The following is a 17,853-nucleotide window of genomic DNA, read 5'->3' as shown; positions in this document are numbered from 1 at the left end:
TTTCTGTTAAAATTTAAGTGTTTATATCTATATAAAGCATAACGTGTTCGTTACATTTCCTAATAGTAAATATCAATTGCATCAGCCTTTTCCTCCTGCTGGTGACCAGCCTCAGGCTATCGAGAAGCTAACACAAGGTGTGAATGACGGGCTGAAGTTTCAAACCTTACTTGGGGTAACGGGGTCGGGCAAAACTTACACCATGGCTAACGTTATTGCACGTACCGGTAGGCCTGCGATTGTGATGGCGCCAAATAAAACATTGGCAGCGCAGCTATATAGTGAGTTTCGAGAGTTTTTCCCCAATAACTCTGTTGAGTATTTCGTAAGTTATTACGATTACTATCAACCAGAAGCGTATGTCCCATCGCGTGATTTGTTTATTGAAAAAGACTCCAGTATCAATGAGCATATTGAGCAGATGCGGCTTTCTGCTACTAAAGCGCTACTTGAGCGTGAAGATAGTATTATCGTTGCAACGGTGTCTGCTATTTATGGTATTGGCGACCCGACTGATTACCATGGCATGGTGCTGCATGTGCAGGTGGGTGAGAAAATAGCGCAGCGCGATATGATTCAGCGCTTGGTAGGCATGCAGTATGACCGCAATGAATTTGATTTTTCACGCGGTACTTTTCGTGTGCGCGGTGATGTGATTGATGTTTTCCCGGCCGAAAATAATGAAACCGCGGTACGCATTTCAATGTTTGATGATGAAATTGAATCAATCACTTTGTTTGACCCGTTGACCGGCCAAGTTTTTAATAAAATTCCGCGCTATACCGTTTATCCATCTAGCCACTACGTTACACCGCGCGAGACCACAATACGCGCGATGGAAAAGATTAAGCATGAGCTTAAAGATCGCGTAAGTGTTTATCTTAAAGATAATAAATTGGTAGAGGCTGCCAGAATTGAACAGCGCACTCGCTTTGACCTTGAGATGCTTAACGAAATTGGTTTTTGTAAAGGCATTGAAAACTATTCGCGTCATTTATCTGGACGTAACCCGGGTGATCCGCCACCAACACTGATTGATTACTTGCCGGATAACGCTTTAATGATTATCGATGAAAGTCACGTGACCGTGCCCCAAATCGGCGCGATGTATAAAGGTGACCGCTCGCGTAAGGAAAACTTGGTGGATTATGGTTGGCGCTTGCCATCTGCGCTGGATAATCGGCCGTTAAAATTTGAAGAGTTTGAGCGCATCATGCGCCAAAGTGTGTTCGTTTCTGCCACCCCAGCGGAGTATGAAAAAAATCATCAGCAGCAAGTGGTGGAGATGATTGCGCGCCCAACCGGTTTGATTGACCCTGAAATCATCGTCAAGCCAGCAGATACACAGGTGGATGATCTGCTTGGTGAAATCAAAAAACGTGTTGATGTTGGTGAGCGGGTATTGGCGACAACCCTTACCAAGCGCATGTCTGAAGACTTAACAGATTATTTAAGTGAACATGGCGTAAAAACACGCTATTTACATAGTGATATTGATACCGTAGAACGTGTGGAAATTATTCGAGACTTGCGCTTGGGTGAGTTTGATGTGCTGGTTGGAATTAACTTGCTGCGAGAAGGTCTGGATATCCCTGAGGTGTCTCTGGTGGCGGTGTTGGATGCAGATAAGGAAGGTTTCCTTCGTTCTGAGCGTAGCTTGATTCAAACAGCAGGGCGTGCCGCACGTAATTTGAATGGGCAGGTCATTTTTTACGCCAATAAAATCACGCGCAGCATGAAGTTGGCGATGGATGAAACCGAGCGCAGGCGTGGCGTGCAAATGGCGTTCAATAAAGCGCATGGTATTACTCCTAAGGGAGTTAGTAAGCACATTAAAGATATTATTGATGGTGTTTATGATAAAGATGAAGCCTTACGTGAGCGTAAGGCGTTGCAAGACCAAGCGAATTACGAATCTTTAAGCGAAAAACAAATCACTAAAGAAATGAAGCGTTTGGAAAAAGCCATGCACGATGCCGCCAAAAACTTGGAGTTTGAAAAGGCCGCGGACTTTAGGGATCAACTTAAAAAGCTCAGAATTAAATTTTATGGTGCAGAAATGCCAGACCTTGTTTAGCAATGTTTTAAGTTTAAATGCTTGAATGCTGGTATTAAAGTGCAAAACGATTGATTTTATTAAATATAATTTGATTAGTCTTGTGCTTTTGTCTATAATCCTGCGCTTGCTTGGTAGTGATATCGAGTAGTTTTTGTTTTTTTACCTTGTCACACTGCATAAAGTAGGTGGCTTTTATCCAAAAGGAGTGTCTATGAGACATTATGAAGTAGTATTTATCGTCCATCCGGACCAAAGCGAGCAAGTGCCAGCGATGATTGAGCGTTACCGCGCACTTATCACTACTAACGGTGGTGCAATTCACCGTTTAGAAGACTGGGGCCGTCGTCAATTGGCTTATCCAATCCAAAAAATTCACAAAGCACACTACGTGTTAATGAACATTGAATGTAACCAAACAGTGTTAGAAGAATTAGAGCATGGGTTTAAATTCAACGATGCAGTATTGCGTCACCTAACAATGGCTACAAAAACTGCTGTTACTGCACCATCACCAATGATGAAAGAAGAGAAATCTAAATCAGTGTTGAGTAAAGATGCGGCTCCAGCTGCACCAACAGAGGCAGCTGCTGCTTAATTGAATAAATTGGTGATACAAGCTGAGGTGGTGCAAATTGAACCGCTTCGCTACACACCAGCAGGCATACCGTTGTTAAGTGTTGTATTGCGCCATGTTTCAGAGCAAATTGAAGCTGGCATGAAGCGTAAAGTAGAGTGTGAAATTAATGCAGTGGTCTTGGGTGACTTGGCATTAACAGGTTTAAAGCAAGGCGTTCAAATAGTGGCGCAAGGCTTTTTAGCTAAACGCAGTCTTAAAAGCACACAATTGGTTATGCATATTAATGACATAAAGACTATGTAAGCAGTGCTTACATAAATTAAAGAATTTAGGAGTTTAAGATGGCAAGAGATATGTACAAACGCCGCCGTTACTGCCGTTTTTCAGCAGAAGGCATCAAAGAAGTAGATTACAAAGATGTTGATCTTTTAAAAGATTTCATCTCTGAAAATGCAAAAATCATCCCAGCACGTATGACGGGCACTAAAGCTCGCTATCAACGTCAATTAACATCAGCGGTTAAACGCGCTCGTTTCTTGGCATTGTTACCATACACTGACAAACACCCAGGCTAAGGAGATATAAGCATGCAAGTAATTTTATTAGAAAAAGTAGCTAACCTTGGTGTGTTAGGTGATGTTGTTAAAGTTAAAGACGGTTTCGGTCGTAACTTTTTGATCCCACAAGGTAAAGCTAAACGTGCAACTGAAGCTAACAAAGCTGAATTTGCGGCACGCCGTGCTGAATTAGAAAAACAACAAGCTGCAATTTTAGCTGGTGCACAAGCACGTGGCGAGAAATTAGCTGGTTTCGTTGTATCAATCACACAAAAAGCTGGTGTTGATGGTCGTCTGTTTGGTTCAGTAACCAACGGTGACATCGCTGAAGCTTTGGTTGCTCAAGGTCATGAAGTTGCTAAATCATTGGTTCGTTTACCAAACGGCCCATTGAAAACAATCGGTGATCACGCAGTAACTGTAGCGTTGCATCATGATGTTGTTGTTGACATTACTGTAACAGTGGTTGCAGAAGCGTAAGCTTTTACTGTTTTAAAAGAAAGCCGACCTCATGGTCGGCTTTTTTGTTATCTAGGCCTCATGCTCATGCAGGGTTTGTCCTCACTCCATATCTTTACTTGCCATAGCACAATATATAAACATTCAACGCGACTGCCGCAGCAGTCCTTAATAATTAATTTTAGATGGCATAAATTCTTAGCGAGTTAATCGTGCACTGATATAATCACGACTATGGCTGACGAACAATTAGATACATTTAAAGTACCTCCACATTCTGTAGAAGCAGAGCAATCCGTTATTGGCGGGCTGCTGCTTGAAAATGAAGCTCTAGATAAGGTTGCGGACATTCTCCGTGCTAAAGACTTTTATCGCTATGACCACAAGCTTATTTTTGAGCACATTTCCAAACTGATTGAACACAATAAACCCGCTGATATCGTGACAGTGGCAGAATCGCTAGAAAATGCGGCTGAGTTATCTGGGGTAGGTGGCATTGCGTACCTAGGTTTGTTGGCGCAAAACACACCAACTGCTGCCAATATCCGCCGCTATGCAGAAATTGTGCATGAGCGTGCGGTGATGCGTCAGCTGGTTGTGGTAGGTTCTGGTATTGCAGAAAGCGCTTATTTACCAAATGGACGTGACGCGCAACAATTATTGGATGAAGCTGAAGCTAAAATCTTTCAAATTGCTGAAGGCGGCAAGCGCAGCAGTGAAGGTTTTATTGATATTAAAGTCTTATTACCGCAAGTGGCTGATCGTATTGATCAACTGTTCTCACGCGACAATCAGTCAGACGTTACTGGTATCCCAACTGGCTTTGCTGACTTGGACTCCATGACATCCGGCCTGCAGGGCGGCGACTTGATTATTGTCGCTGGGCGTCCTTCTATGGGTAAAACGGCTTTCTCACTGAACATCGCAGAGAATGTAGCACTAGATACTGGATTACCAGTCGCAGTGTTCTCAATGGAGATGGGCGGCGCGCAGCTAGCAATGCGTATGATCGGCTCAGTAGGGCGCTTAGATCAACACCGCATGCGTACCGGTAAATTAGAAGATGAAGACTGGGAAAAGCTCACCACTGCATTGGGTAAGCTAAACGAAGCGCCTATCTTTATTGATGAGGGGGCGGGTCTAAGCAGCTTTGATGTACGCGCAAGGGCACGTAGATTACACCGTCAAACCGGTAAGCTAGGCTTAATTGTTATCGACTACTTACAGTTGATGGCTGCACCGGCAGGTAAGCAGGGTGAGAACCGTGCAACGGAAATTTCTGAAATATCACGGTCTTTAAAAGCTTTGGCGAAAGAGCTTGATGTGCCTGTAATTGCATTGTCTCAGCTTAATCGTGGTTTGGAGCAACGCCCAGACAAACGTCCGGTGATGAGTGACTTGCGTGAGTCTGGTGCGATTGAGCAGGATGCGGACGTAATCTTGTTTATTTACCGTGATGAGGTTTACAACCCAGACTCGGCAGATAAAGGCACGGCTGAGATTATTATCGGTAAACAGCGTAACGGCCCAATTGGTCGAGTTCGCTTGACCTTCCTTGGTCAACACACGCGCTTTGAGAACTTTGCAGGTAGCGCACACATGGCAGACGAGTACTAGAGCTGAAGCATGCGTCCTATTCTTGCCACCGTTTCCCTTAATGCGTTACGGCACAATCTAGCTGCTGTAAGTAAGTTCGCACCACATTCAAAAACCATGGCAGTGGTAAAGGCCAATGGCTATGGGCATGGTTTAATCAACGTAGCTCATGGATTAAGTGCGGCGGATGGTTTTGCCGTACTCGGTATCAATGAAGCCATAGATTTGCGCGATGCAGGGTTCCAGCAAACCATTTTGTTGTTAGAGGGTGTGTTTGGCGCGCAAGAGCTTAATGTTGCATCTAATTTAGGCCTGAATGTCGTAATTCATTCGCAGCTGCAATTAGAAATGCTGGAGTTAGCACATCTAGTTAAGCCCATGCATGTGCACCTTAAAATGAACAGCGGTATGAATCGCCTAGGGTTCCAGCCTGACGCCTTTATGCAGGCTCTAGAGCGCTTAAAGGCTTGCAAAAATGTTGCTGACATTACGCTGATGACACATTTTGCAACCGCAGATGATGAGACCGGGATTGAAAAGCCATTAAGCCTATTTAAAACTATTACTCAAGGGCTCAACCTGCCCGTGTCTTTAGCCAACTCCGCTACGATTCTACGCCATCCAAATGCACATACTGATTGGGTGCGCCCCGGCATTATGCTGTATGGCGCCAGCCCAGTCGGTGATGCGGCAGCTGCTGCATATGGGTTGATGCCGGCAATGCAGTTCACCTCTGAAGTTATTGGGGTGCAGGAAGTTAAAGCAGGCGAAACTGTAGGTTATGGTAATCGCTTTACTGCAACGCAGCACACTCGTGTAGGCATTGTGGCTTGCGGTTATGCCGACGGCTACCCAAGACACGCAGGTTTGGTGAGTAACTATCAGGGCGGTGCGCCAATTGCTGTGGCAGGTAAATTAACCACTACATTAGGCCGCGTTTCTATGGATATGTTGTTTTGTGATTTAACCAATATACCCGAGGCTGATATAGGTGCATCTGTAGAGCTTTGGGGTAATCAAGTGCCTGTAGATGCCGTAGCTGCAGCTTCGGATACTGTAGGCTATGAGTTGCTTTGTGCAGTTGCACCACGCGTGCCAATGAAGGTGGTTGACTGATGGCTAAAGCCAAAACCATTTACACCTGCACTGAATGCGGTGCAAGTGAGCCCAAATGGCAGGGGCAATGCCCAAGCTGTCATGCCTGGAACACTCTAGTTGAATCCATCGCTGAAACAACCAGTGCCAGTCGTTTTGCACCGCTAGCAGAAACCGCTGGCTTGCAAAAACTTGCAGAAGTAGAAGCCGCAGAAGTGTCGCGTCAACCTACAGGTGTGAGCGAGTTTGACCGCGTGCTAGGTGGTGGATTGGTACCAGGCGGCGTAGTGTTAATCGGCGGCGACCCTGGTATCGGAAAGTCTACACTGTTGTTGCAAACCCTGTGTCATATCGGCACTGCACGCAAAGCTATTTACGTGAGCGGTGAGGAGTCTCCACAACAAATAGCCATGCGTGCTAAACGGCTGGGGTTGGATGCAAGCCCGATATCATTACTTGCAGAGATTAATCTAGAAAAAATCATCGGCATGCTGCAAAAACATAAGCCTGATATTGCAGTGATAGACTCTATTCAAACTGTCTATTCTGAGGCTTTACAATCAGCGCCAGGCTCTGTGGCACAAGTGCGTGAATGCTCTGCACAATTAACACGCCTAGCAAAGCAGGCCGGTATTACTGTGATATTGGTCGGCCATGTCACTAAAGAAGGCGCCTTGGCCGGCCCGCGTGTGCTTGAGCACATTGTAGATACCGTATTGTATTTCGAAGGTGATCAGAGCTCTAGCTTCCGCTTGATTCGCGCATTTAAAAACAGGTTTGGCGCGGTGAATGAGCTTGGCGTTTTTGCGATGACTGAAAAAGGATTGCGGGAAGTTACCAATCCTTCTGCATTGTTTTTATCGCATCACAGTGAGCAAGTGGCTGGTTCCTGCATCACCGTGACAATGGAGGGTACGCGCCCACTGTTAATTGAAATACAAGCATTGGTGGATGAAGCGCATGCCCCTAATCCTAAGCGTCTGTGCGTGGGCTTAGAGCAGAATCGTCTGGCAATGCTATTAGCGGTATTGCACCGTCATGCCGGCGTAGCTTGTTTTGATCAAGATGTGTTTATTAATGCAGTAGGTGGCGTTAAGATTTCAGAGCCAGCAGTGGATTTGGCTGTGCTGCTATCCATTACTTCCTCTCTGAAAAACAAACCATTGGATAATAAACTTATCGTGTTTGGTGAAGTTGGTTTGGCGGGGGAGGTAAGGCCTGTGCAACGCGGACAAGACCGCTTGAAAGAGGCTGCTAAACTTGGCTTTACAAAAGCAATTGTACCCAAGGCCAATGCGCCTAAGCAGCGTATAGATGGTATTGAAGTAGTTGCAGTGGAGCGTTTGGAGCAAGCGCTTAACTATGTGAAGAACTACTGAGTTAACTGTACTTAGCTTTACGATGCGTTTGTAATCAGATTCGCACAATAAATACCGCTTCTGACTGCGCCTTCAATTGTGGCCGGGTAACTAGCATAGGTGTAGTCTCCTGCCAGATAAAGGTTGCTCTGTGCAGTTCTATTGGTGGGCCGGGTCAGATCAGGCGCGCATGAAAATGTAGCGCGCTTTTCAGCAATAACTTTATGCCATAAGGGTTTTGGCAGTTGCGGAAAAGCCTGCTGTAACTCTTTTGCTACAAGTAAAGCCAGCGCATCTTGTGTCAGCTTTTGGTGCGCTCCTTCAGCACTTACAATAACCGCTAGTAAGCCTTTTTCTCCGCATAACTCGCCTCTATCAAACACCCATTGACTTGTGGTATTAGCCAAACCTGTCATCACTTGTGGTAGTTTAATTTCAGCTGTATATTGTAAGTACACAGTGTAAATGGGCTGGTACTGATAATGCTGCGTTTTATCTTGGCTAGCCTTGAGTTTAGGGAGTTGTGCCAATAGCTTGTCTGTTCTTGCTGGTGAAGTGGCCACAATCACATGGCTAAAGTGTAGCGTGCCTTGTTTCGTTTCCAAATGAAAGCCATTATCCACCTCAACCAATGAGCGTATCCGATGGTTTAATTTGATGGTGCCACCTTTAGCTTGTATGTAGTGCGCTACAGGTTGCGATATTATTTTTGACAACTCCAGTTTAGGGATTAATAAATCGCTATTTTTTTTATGCCCGCTAAATGTATCTCGTAATATGTTTAAAAATATGCGGCTGCTCGCTTTTTTTAGCGGTGTATTCAATGCAGCCAGGCACAAAGGCTCCCATAGCATTTGGATTAAGTTTTTTGTTTGCTTATGTTCTTTTAAATATTTAGCTAACACTAGGTCCGTGTAAAGTTCATAGTTTGAAGCTTGCAGATGTTGCATGAACTTGAGTGCAGCGACTCGCTCACCAAAGGTCAGGCCTTTGCAAAACAAGAATCCAGCTAGCATGTTGAGCGGTGCGGGCAAGAAATTTGCGGACTTTAGTGAAAATACTGACTTACCCGCACTAGACTGCATATTGAGTTGTAATGGTAGTCGTAAAAAAGCTTCATCTTCTTTTACGCCAGCTTTTTCCAGTAGAGATAGCGTTGCGTTGTAAGCACCTAACAGAATATGCTGGCCATTATCTAGCAATTGCAGCAAGTCTTTGTTTTCTACCACCACACTGCGTGCCCGCCCGCCAAGTTGCGAGCTAGCTTCAAACAGGGTGACAGCGTAGCCACGCTCGGTTAAGGCTGCCGCCGCACTTAAGCCTGCACAGCCACCGCCTATGATTGCAATATGCTGATGTGTGTTCACACGTATTCTCTGTAGTTGTTATTAAGTGTTTAAACTAAATGCTTAGCCCAGGTGCTGACGGCAATCCATAGCTTGCGCAGTGTACCCAGTGATATACGCGCATTCAGTACTTTTTCAGCGCCATCTACTTTTATTTCTCGCAGCAATGTGCGGTAAATCGCAGTCATGATTAAGCCTACGCGCTGACTCTTTTTATCTTCAACAGGTAGCTCGTTGAGTGCTTTGTCGTAATAAGTTTCAGCACGTTCAATTTGGCTTTCTAGCAGCTTTTTTACAGCGTCGGATTCACGGCTTCTTAAAATATCTTCTTCCGTGACATTGAACTTTGCTAGCTCGTCTAATGGAAGGTAAATGCGGTTGCGACGTGCATCTTCACCTACATCTCTGATAATGTTAGTGAGTTGGAACGCCATGCCGAGGTCATGGGCGAATTTAAGGGTTTTTCTATTCTTAAAGCCAAAAATTTGGGCAGAAAGTATGCCTACAACGCTGGCAACCCGGTAGCAATAAAGTTGCAGCTGTTTAAAGTCTTCATAGCGATTGAAATTTAAATCCATCTCCATGCCATCAATAATTTCATGAAAGTGTTCTTCATCTAACTGAAATTGCTTGATGACCGGCTGCAGTGCTTTGGTGACTGGATGTATGGGTTTGTTTAGATATAAGTTGCGAACTTCATCTTTCCACCAAGCAAGCTTTACTTGAGCCATTTTTAACTCAGTGCACTCATCGACAACATCATCCACTTCGCGGCAAAAGGCATATAGCGCGGTAATGGCCCCACGCTTATGTTTTGGTAAGAACATAAAACTGTAATAAAAACTGGAGCCGCTTTTTGCTGCTTTTTCTTGGCAATATTGCTTTGGAGTCATTTTGAGATTATTGAAACTAAGTGATTAATATTTATAGCTTAAACAGTGCTTTAAAAAATACGATAGCCCAATCCCAGTAGTTGAGTTTAGGTCTACAGTTAAATACATCGCCATGGACGGCGCTGATTTTATGGATGATGCGCTCACCGCCAGCAATAATCATACGCATTTCAAAACCAATACGCCCCTTTAATATGTTGCCTAGAGGCTTGCCGGCATTAAGCAATGCATGTGTGCGGCGCAGGTTAAAATGCATAAACTGCTGCCAATAGTCATCAATAGGCTGCGTTGCATTTACGTAAGCTCTAATTGTTTGCTCGCTGATGCCAAAAGCCGCTAACTCATCCTGGCATAGGTAAATGCGCTGTTTACCTTCATTTTTCTTAAAGTCGATGGCAATGTCTTGCAGAAAGTTAATTAGCTGCAATGCAGAGCAAATCTGGTTTGAATATGTAATATTTTGCGGGGTTGCTTGTTGATATAAGTGCAACAAAAGGCTGCCAATAGGGTTTGCAGAACGTGTGCAGTAATCGAGTACATCCTCATAATCCGCATAGCGGGTTTTAGTCACATCTTGGCTGAAGGCGTCTAATAAATCATAAAATGGGGCGAAGGGTAATTTTCTCTCGCGAATCATTTGACCTAATGCCATAAAGAAAGCGGACTTTGGCTTGATGTAGGCTTGTAGCAAATCAAGCTCATCACGAAAACTACTAAGTAAATTCAGTCGCTGTTCAATAGTCAGATCACCTTCATCAGCGAAGTCATCAGCCTGCCGTGCAAAGCTGTAAATCAAAGCAATAGGTTGCCGTAAATATTCAGGCAAAAAGCATGAAGCTACAGGGAAGTTTTCATAATGGCGGCTGGCTAAGTCGAGGCTTTGTTGAGCCACTGCTACTGACGAATCGCTAGACGTTGAGCAAATATTTACCATGGCGTGAGTATGCCACAAAATTAAATCATTTTTGGTGGCAAAGCCTGCTATTTGTGATTAACATTTGTTTTTCTAAGATGGTAAAATTTTTAAGGAAATAATTAAAGCTTTGTTAGAATAAAAACGTACTCATTTAGAAAGCGATTATGTTAGCAATTATTGGTGGCACAGGTCTGACACAACTAGACAACTTAAATATTACTAGACGTTTAATTGTAAGAACTCCTTACGGTGAGCCATCGCAACCACTTATTTTTGGTGAGATTTCTGGGCGTGAAGTTATTTTCTTAGCGCGTCATGGTAACGGGCACACGATTCCACCGCATGAAGTTAACTATCGTGCCAATATCGCTGCCTTGCATCTACAAGGTGTGACGGAGATCGCTGCAATTGCGACAGTAGGGGGAATTCATCCGGACTTGTCAGCAGGGAAAATAGTAATTCCGCATCAGATTATTGATTATACCTATGGTAGAAAAACAACTTTTCATGATGGGATTAGCAACCCAGTGAAACATATTGACTTTACAGAACCATACAGCCAAACCTTACGTGAAAAGTGGAAAAGAGCAGCCATCGCGGTAGGTGAAGAGGTTGTTGATCATGGTGTATATGCTGCTACACAAGGCCCTAGGCTGGAGACGGCAGCTGAAATTAATCGCCTGGAGCGTGATGGGGCAACCATAGTAGGTATGACAGGTATGCCAGAAGCTGCGCTTGCACGTGAGTTGGGCATAGCCTATGCAACGATTTGCCCAGTGGCAAATTATGCTGCTGGTCGGGGTGATAATTTACATGAAATTAAATATGAGGAAGTTATCTCTAATTTAAATCTCACCATGGCACGTGTGCGTAACATTATTGCGCAGCTGGTTAAGCAAAATGGACATCACTAAGAACCTCACGCTATCTTAAATTTAGGTAGCGCTTAAATCTGACTAAGGCTTAAGGTAAAAAATGGCAATTAAAGCTGTATTAAGAATGGGCGAGCCATGCTTGCTAGCAAAAGCTGAACCTGTGACGGAGTTCAATACAGCAGCATTGCATGAATTAATCCAAGATTTAGAAGATACCATGCAGCATATGAATGGTGCTGGTATCGCTGCTCCGCAAATTGGCGTTAGCTTGAGAGTTGTTATTTTTGGGCAAAAGGAGTCTACAGCTGTCAATCCTCGTTATCCAGATGCAGATGCGGTACCTTACACCGTGCTAATTAACCCTGAATTGACATTTATTGGCGATAAAGTTGAAAATGATTGGGAAGGGTGCTTGTCAGTTCCCGGAATGCGAGGTATAGTGCCGCGTCATCTGAAATTGCACTACACAGGGTTTGATCAGTACGGCAATAAAGTTGATAGATTGGTCAGTGGCTTTCATGCGCGAGTCGTTCAGCATGAATGTGATCACTTGGATGGTGTTTTATATCCGATGCGGATAACAAATTTAAAAGATTTTGGATATTCTGATGTTTTTTTTCCAAATCAGGATTTTCAAGATGATTAATTTGTTGTTATAATGTTGACCTCGTAACGCAAGTAACGATTTAGATGGAAGAGTGGCAGAGCGGTTTAATGCTACAGTCTTGAAAACTGTCGTGGGTTCACGCCCACCGTGAGTTCGAATCTCACCTCTTCCGCCAAGAATTTTAAGCCGCTTAACTTTACAATTAAGCGGCTTTGTTTTTTAACGTTAGTATCATCAAACATTACCCTAGGAATTAACATGACTCAAATCATCGTAGATCACAACCCATCAGAAGAGAAATTGAAACAATTAGGCGTATCAAGCTGGTCTATCTGGGATTGCGCACCTTCTAAATTCCCACTTAACTTTGATTCAGCAACTGAAAGTGCATACGTACTTGAAGGTGAAATCCATGTGACTCCACAAGGTGGCGAAACTGTTGTAATTAAAGCAGGTGACTTCGTTGTGTTCCCTAAAGGTTTGAAATCTAACTGGGAAGTAACAAAACAATTGAAAAAACACTACAAGCACTCATAATTGCAATTTAGTGAATAAAGCTTAAAATAAAGCCTCGATTCGTCGGGGCTTTTTTTATTGCTAAGGAGTTTGGAATGAGTAAAATCATCGTAGAAAAACCTAGTGCAGAGCAACTGGCTTCCTTAGGAGTAAAAGGCTGGCCAACTTGGTCTAAAGAGGTGTCACAGTTTCCGTGGCGTTTTAGTACGCAGGAAATTGCTTACATTCTGGAAGGTGAAGTGACAGTGCAGCCGGCAGAGGGCGAGGCTGTGAGCTTTACTGTAGGTGATTTAGTGACATTCCCTGCCGGATTGTCTTGTGTTTGGCACGTGAAGAAGCCGCTCAAAAAACATTATCAGCTTGGCTAGAGTTAATCAGCATCTTGCTTTAGATTTCATCCAGCAAGGCCATTTGCAATGCATTCGCCCGGTTAAAATCAAGGCACTCGCCATTTTGATCTGAAATTAAGAACGTATCTTCTGCGCGATTGCCTAGTGTGTTGATTTTTGCATTGTGCAACTTAATGTTGTACTTTAAAAATTGTTGCGCTAGCGTGGCGAGTAGGCCTGGCCTGTCATTGGCAATAATTTCTAATCTGTGATTGTTATTTTCAGCCTCTTTGGTTATGGTAATCTGTGCTTGAATCGGCATGTGTTTCACTTGGCGACTTACCCGACCTTTAAGTGGTGACTCCAACTGATAAAGGTCATCAAGTTGGTTGGCCAGCTCAAGCTCAATAAACTTCAGTAAGCCACTGTAGCTGACTGACTTGCCTGACTGATCTAGAATAATAAAGCTATTTAATGCGTAATCATGTTGCGTAGTAAAGATTTTTGCTTCAACAATGCCATAACCCATGCGGTCGAAAAAGTTGCAAATCCTCGCAAATAAATCACTCTTATCTTTAATGTAAATCATGACCTGGATGCCATCACCGTGCGGGCTAAGTCTTGCGCGGACGATAGGCGTTTCACTATAGAGGTGTGGGGTCAGTAAGCGACTGTGCCAAGCAATTTCATCGCTCTCATGGCGAACGAAATAGTGCTCGCCAAACTGCACCCACAGCGGCTCGTATGCGTGGCTGCTTAAGCCAAACCTGATCAGCTTGTCTGATGCTTCTTTAATGCGCCGCTGTATGGTTTGTTTTGCATGAAAACCTGGGTCTGACAGTGCATGATTGGTGGCTGAGTATAAGTTTTCCAGCAATCTGGCTTTCCATGCGTTCCATACCACAGGACTTGTGCCGCGAATGTCTGCAACAGTGAGTAAATATAATGCGTTTAATCTGCGTTTGTTTTCAACAAAGCCCGCAAATGATTCAATTACGCTAGGGTCAGATAAATCAGTTTTTTGTGCCACAGACGACATTTTTAAATGCGCTTCTACTAGCCATGACACTAACGTGCAGTCTGCTTTAGGTAGGTGATGTAACTTGCAAAATTTAAATGCATCTACAGTGCCTAGGGTAGAGTGATCTCCACCGCGACCTTTGGCTATGTCGTGAAATAGTGCGGCAAGATAGAGTAAATGCGGTGCATCAAACTCCGCAAAAATCTGGCTACATAGGGGGAACTCATGCTTGAGCTCAGGCTTGGCGAAGCGTCGCAAATTCGCCAGCACATTCAAAATATGCTCATCTACAGTATATACATGAAATAAATCATGCTGCATCTGCCCAACAATTTTGCCAAATGCTGGAATATAGCTGCCCAGTATTCCATATCGATTCATTGCGCGTAGCGCACGATTAACGCCACTAGGTTGTGACAGGATATCAATAAAAGTTTTTTTATTGATAGCATTGTGCCTAAAGTCTTTATTCACTAATGGTCTTACGCGCTGCAGTGTGCGTAGCAGTGTAGCTCCCATCCCGGATAATTCAGGATGTTGCTGTAGCAATAAAAACGCTTCAAAAATAGCAGACGGGTTTTGCTGCAGAAGGTTTGCAGTTCTGGCTTCCAGTAAGTCGTTGCGCGCTTCAAACTTATCGTTGATGACGCGAATTGCAGGCGGTGTTGCAACAATAATTTCCTCTAGCAGCTTTAGTACAATTTCGTTCATCAGTTCGATAAATTTAACGCTTCGGTAGTAGCTTTGCATAAGCTGCTCACTTGCGCGTCTGCGTGAGGTGTTGGTGTAACCTAGCGTCGCTGCGAGATCATTCTGAAAGTCAAATAATAAGCGGTCTTCGCGCCGGCTGCTTAAAAAATGCAAATGCGTGCGTAATAGCTGTAGCTTTTTTTCGTGGTGGCGAATGCGCCTGGATTCCGCCACAGAGATAATTTGATCTTTTGCCAGCGCAGTCCAAACATTACTAGTTGCGTATTGCTTATTTTTAACTTGCAGACTACGTGCTATCCAAATAATCATGTGCAAATCGCGCAGGCCACCCGGGCTTTCTTTGAGATTTGGCTCCAGGTTGTATGCGGTATCGTTAAATTTTGAGTGGCGCAGTTCCTGCTCGGTTAGTTTTGCTTTTAAAAAGTCAATTGGGCTTAGGTTCTTGGAAATGTTTGCCAGAAAGTCCTGATACATGGCGACATTGCCAGATAGTAGGCGTGACTCAAGCACATTAGTTTGCACGGTGATATCTTTTTGCGCTTCACTGATGCATTCATCCAAGTTGCGTACGCTATGACCGATATTCAGCCCCAAATCCCACATTAGCCCGATCAGGTTTTCAATACTTTGGTTGAGTGCGCGATTTTCTTGAGGTTTAGTCGGTATTAAAACCAGCAGATCAATGTCAGAGTAGGGGAATAATTCACCGCGACCATATCCGCCAACGGCAATCAGGCAGCAGGCTGGATCAATTTGTAAATCTGACCATAACTCCACGAGCAGTTGGTCAATAAATTTACAATGCTGCTTAAACAGGCGGCTAGTGTTGGGTTGGCGGTTAAAGTCTTCTTTTAATGCTAAGAATTGATTTTTTAAGGTGGTGCGTAAAAAAGCAATTCTATCTTTTGAAATTTCGATGGATTCTGTATTGTTATCTAATTGCATGCTGCACCATCGTTCATTTGTTAATTTGGCATTAAGTGCTTGTTGGGTTGGTAATGAAAGCTGGAGGAGGTGGGGAGCCTGCAGATAGCGTCATTACTTCATAGCCTGTATCTGTCACTAAAATAGTGTGTTCCCATTGTGCAGATAAACTTCGGTCTTTGGTCACAATAGTCCAACCGTCCGGCATTTGCTTGATATCACGCTTTCCTGCATTAATCATTGGTTCGATCGTAAACATCATACCTGCCTGTAGCTTAAGTCCCGCCCCAGGTCGGCCGTAATGCAGCACTTGAGGCTCTTCATGAAACACGGTGCCTATGCCATGACCGCAAAATTCACGTACAACAGTGTAGCCGCTCTTTTCGGCAAACGTTTGTATGGCAAAACCTATATCACCTAATGTTGCGCCAGGTTTTACTTTGTTTATGCCTAACCACATTGCCTGATAGGTGATTTCACACAAACGTTTTGCTTGTATTGATGCTTCACCTACATAAAACATGCGGCTAGTATCGCCGTGGTAACCATCTTTGATCACGGTAATATCAATATTGACGATATCGCCATTTTTTAGGACTTTATCGCTAGGAACACCATGGCAAATCTGCTGATTAATAGAAGTGCAAATGGATTTTGGATATGGTTTGTGACCATCCGGTGCGTAATTTAACGGTGCGGGAATTGCTTTCTGTACATCAACGATATAGTCATGGCAGAGTTTATCCAGCGCCTCAGTTGTTACACCATGCACTACATAAGGTGTAATGAAGTCTAGCACTTCAGATGCTAATCGGCCTGCGATACGCATTTTTTCGATATCGTGTTGGTTTTTAATTGAGATTGCCATGAGTTTTATTGAAGATTACTAATATGTCATTTTATCATAGCATATCCATCTGTTTTTGAGGCGCCACCTACAATTTTGCTTGGTATACCATACTAAGCATAACTCATTGTGTTGATGGATTAATCGATGGTGGATTGATTATAGAGGTCTTTATTTTTATAGATTTTGTTTCAGATTAAAAATGTAAGATGTAATATAGTCAACAAAAAAGGAGATTGGTACATGGTGGCGATACCCGTAGACTTGGCAGCAAGAGATTTAAATGCATGGGTAACTTTCTTGAAAGCTGCAGAAATCCCTGTCCTTAAGCAAACAGCGCGTGAGATTGGACGTCTGCAAGAAGATGAAGACAACCTAAGTGCCCGCGCAATCACCAATGTCGTGCTTAATGATCCGATGATGGTTTTTAAGGTGCTTAGTTACGCTCAAAAGCATAAATCTCGCAGCCAGTTGCAGGACCTAGCTCAAGTAGAGCAAGCTATTATGATGATGGGTACCGGTACTTTTTTTAGAAACATTCCACCAGTGCCGCTGGTCGAAGATGCACTAAAAGCCAACTTAACGGCGTTAATGCAGTTGCTTAAGCTGATTAAGCGAGCGCATCGGGCCGCCAATTTTGCAGTTGAGTGGGCTGCGCACTTAAATGATTTGCATGCGGAAGAGGTGCTGATTGCAGCGCTGCTGCATGACTTATCTGAAATGCTGATGTGGTGTTATGCACCAGAAAAAATGAATCTTATTCATAGCATGCAAGCAGCAGACAAAGCTTTACGTAGCAAAGTAGTGCAGCAGGAAGTGTTGGGTTTTATACTGCATGATTTACAAGTTCAGTTGGTTGAGATCTTTCAGTTGCCACCGCTGCTTGGCAGGCTAATGCAGGATGGCGCATCTGCTGAGCAACGCGTCAGAAATGTTGCGCTTGCAGTAAACTTGGCTAGACACTCGGCCAATGGCTGGGATGATGCAGCGCTGCCAGATGATTATCGAGACATATCTGAACTACTGCGCTTGGATGTAGATAAGGTAATGCGTGTGGTCGGCGTGCCTGATGCACAGCAATCTTAAAATATGTGCAGTAAAGCCTAGCAAACTCAGTCACTTGGTGTTATTATCCCGCCTTTGCATTTTCTTGCAAAAACATTCGTC

General features: G+C 43.9%; 18 protein-coding genes and 1 tRNA gene. 14 read left to right on the top strand and 5 right to left on the bottom strand.

Going from position 1 to position 17,853, the window contains the following annotated elements; translation table 11 throughout:
* Window positions 1-43: 43 nt before the first annotated feature.
* The 8 genes from uvrB to radA all read left to right on the top strand — a co-directional run bounded on the left by uvrB (window position 44) and on the right by radA (window position 7,722).
* Window positions 44-2,077 (top strand): excinuclease ABC subunit UvrB, encoded by a 2,034-nt coding sequence (uvrB, locus tag VGD82_RS04230; protein ID WP_331019201.1) that lies wholly within the window; start codon window positions 44-46, stop codon window positions 2,075-2,077.
* Window positions 2,078-2,270: 193 nt separating this feature from the next.
* Entirely contained in the window at window positions 2,271-2,654 is a 384-nt protein-coding gene (rpsF, locus tag VGD82_RS04225; protein WP_019898377.1) for a 30S ribosomal protein S6, read from the top strand.
* On the top strand, window positions 2,655-2,939 hold the full coding sequence (gene priB, locus VGD82_RS04220) for a primosomal replication protein N (RefSeq protein WP_331019200.1): 285 nt from the start codon (window positions 2,655-2,657) through the stop codon (window positions 2,937-2,939). It abuts the gene before it with no gap.
* Window positions 2,940-2,977: 38 nt separating this feature from the next.
* On the top strand, window positions 2,978-3,211 hold the full coding sequence (gene rpsR / locus VGD82_RS04215; RefSeq protein ID WP_015832124.1) for a 30S ribosomal protein S18: 234 nt from the start codon (window positions 2,978-2,980) through the stop codon (window positions 3,209-3,211).
* A gap of 12 nt (window positions 3,212-3,223) precedes the next feature.
* Window positions 3,224-3,673: a 50S ribosomal protein L9 gene (rplI, locus tag VGD82_RS04210; RefSeq protein WP_331019199.1), complete on the top strand. Its 450-nt coding sequence runs from the start codon at window positions 3,224-3,226 to the stop codon at window positions 3,671-3,673.
* Window positions 3,674-3,886: 213 nt separating this feature from the next.
* Window positions 3,887-5,269: a replicative DNA helicase gene (gene dnaB, locus VGD82_RS04205; RefSeq protein WP_331019198.1), complete on the top strand. Its 1,383-nt coding sequence runs from the start codon at window positions 3,887-3,889 to the stop codon at window positions 5,267-5,269.
* 9 nt (window positions 5,270-5,278) lie between these two features.
* Window positions 5,279-6,364 carry an alanine racemase gene (gene alr / locus VGD82_RS04200; RefSeq protein WP_331019197.1) on the top strand — a complete coding sequence of 362 codons (1,086 nt, stop codon included), beginning with the start codon at window positions 5,279-5,281 and terminating at the stop codon, window positions 6,362-6,364.
* On the top strand, window positions 6,364-7,722 hold the full coding sequence (radA, locus tag VGD82_RS04195) for a DNA repair protein RadA (protein ID WP_331019196.1): 1,359 nt from the start codon (window positions 6,364-6,366) through the stop codon (window positions 7,720-7,722). Before alr ends, radA begins: the two co-directional genes overlap by 1 nt.
* A gap of 17 nt (window positions 7,723-7,739) precedes the next feature.
* On the opposite strand, the gene hpnE is transcribed toward radA, so the two are convergent.
* Genes hpnE through hpnC form a run of 3 tightly spaced genes read right to left on the bottom strand, consistent with a single transcriptional unit; the run spans window position 7,740 to window position 10,874 of the window.
* Window positions 7,740-9,068, bottom strand: coding sequence for a hydroxysqualene dehydroxylase HpnE (hpnE, locus tag VGD82_RS04190; protein WP_331019195.1), 1,329 nt, complete (start codon window positions 9,066-9,068; stop codon window positions 7,740-7,742).
* A 29-nt stretch (window positions 9,069-9,097) separates the two neighbouring features.
* Window positions 9,098-9,940: a presqualene diphosphate synthase HpnD gene (hpnD, locus tag VGD82_RS04185; protein ID WP_331019194.1), complete on the bottom strand. Its 843-nt coding sequence runs from the start codon at window positions 9,938-9,940 to the stop codon at window positions 9,098-9,100.
* A 31-nt stretch (window positions 9,941-9,971) separates the two neighbouring features.
* A complete protein-coding gene (hpnC, locus tag VGD82_RS04180) occupies window positions 9,972-10,874 on the bottom strand; it encodes a squalene synthase HpnC (RefSeq protein WP_331019283.1) in 903 nt (300 codons plus the stop codon).
* A gap of 146 nt (window positions 10,875-11,020) precedes the next feature.
* On the opposite strand from hpnC, the gene VGD82_RS04175 reads away from it, so the two are divergent.
* The 5 genes from VGD82_RS04175 to VGD82_RS04155 all read left to right on the top strand — a co-directional run bounded on the left by VGD82_RS04175 (window position 11,021) and on the right by VGD82_RS04155 (window position 13,222).
* Entirely contained in the window at window positions 11,021-11,770 is a 750-nt protein-coding gene (locus tag VGD82_RS04175) for an S-methyl-5'-thioinosine phosphorylase (protein WP_331019193.1), read from the top strand.
* A gap of 61 nt (window positions 11,771-11,831) precedes the next feature.
* Complete coding sequence (gene def / locus VGD82_RS04170; protein WP_331019192.1) at window positions 11,832-12,377, top strand: peptide deformylase; 546 nt, start codon at window positions 11,832-11,834, stop codon at window positions 12,375-12,377.
* Window positions 12,378-12,423: 46 nt separating this feature from the next.
* Window positions 12,424-12,513, top strand: a tRNA-Ser gene (locus tag VGD82_RS04165).
* An 83-nt stretch (window positions 12,514-12,596) separates the two neighbouring features.
* Window positions 12,597-12,875 (top strand): cupin domain-containing protein, encoded by a 279-nt coding sequence (locus VGD82_RS04160; RefSeq protein ID WP_015832114.1) that lies wholly within the window; start codon window positions 12,597-12,599, stop codon window positions 12,873-12,875.
* A 74-nt stretch (window positions 12,876-12,949) separates the two neighbouring features.
* Window positions 12,950-13,222: a cupin domain-containing protein gene (locus VGD82_RS04155; RefSeq protein ID WP_331019191.1), complete on the top strand. Its 273-nt coding sequence runs from the start codon at window positions 12,950-12,952 to the stop codon at window positions 13,220-13,222.
* A gap of 19 nt (window positions 13,223-13,241) precedes the next feature.
* Here VGD82_RS04155 and VGD82_RS04150 read toward each other — a convergent pair whose 3' ends face one another.
* Together VGD82_RS04150 and map are read right to left on the bottom strand one after the other, a co-directional pair.
* On the bottom strand, window positions 13,242-15,860 hold the full coding sequence (locus tag VGD82_RS04150) for a [protein-PII] uridylyltransferase (protein WP_331019190.1): 2,619 nt from the start codon (window positions 15,858-15,860) through the stop codon (window positions 13,242-13,244).
* Window positions 15,861-15,891: 31 nt separating this feature from the next.
* Window positions 15,892-16,707 (bottom strand): type I methionyl aminopeptidase, encoded by an 816-nt coding sequence (map, locus tag VGD82_RS04145; RefSeq protein WP_331019189.1) that lies wholly within the window; start codon window positions 16,705-16,707, stop codon window positions 15,892-15,894.
* Between the two features lie 222 nt (window positions 16,708-16,929).
* Here map and VGD82_RS04140 point away from each other — a divergent pair, with 222 nt between their 5' ends.
* On the top strand, window positions 16,930-17,772 hold the full coding sequence (locus VGD82_RS04140) for an HDOD domain-containing protein (RefSeq protein ID WP_331019188.1): 843 nt from the start codon (window positions 16,930-16,932) through the stop codon (window positions 17,770-17,772).
* Window positions 17,773-17,853: the final 81 nt, after the last annotated feature.

This window comes from Methylotenera sp. (genome assembly GCF_036401095.1).
Lineage (GTDB): Bacteria > Pseudomonadota > Gammaproteobacteria > Burkholderiales > Methylophilaceae > Methylotenera.
Note: the sequence above shows the minus strand (reverse complement) of the source record. Positions and strands in the feature narration are given on the sequence as shown.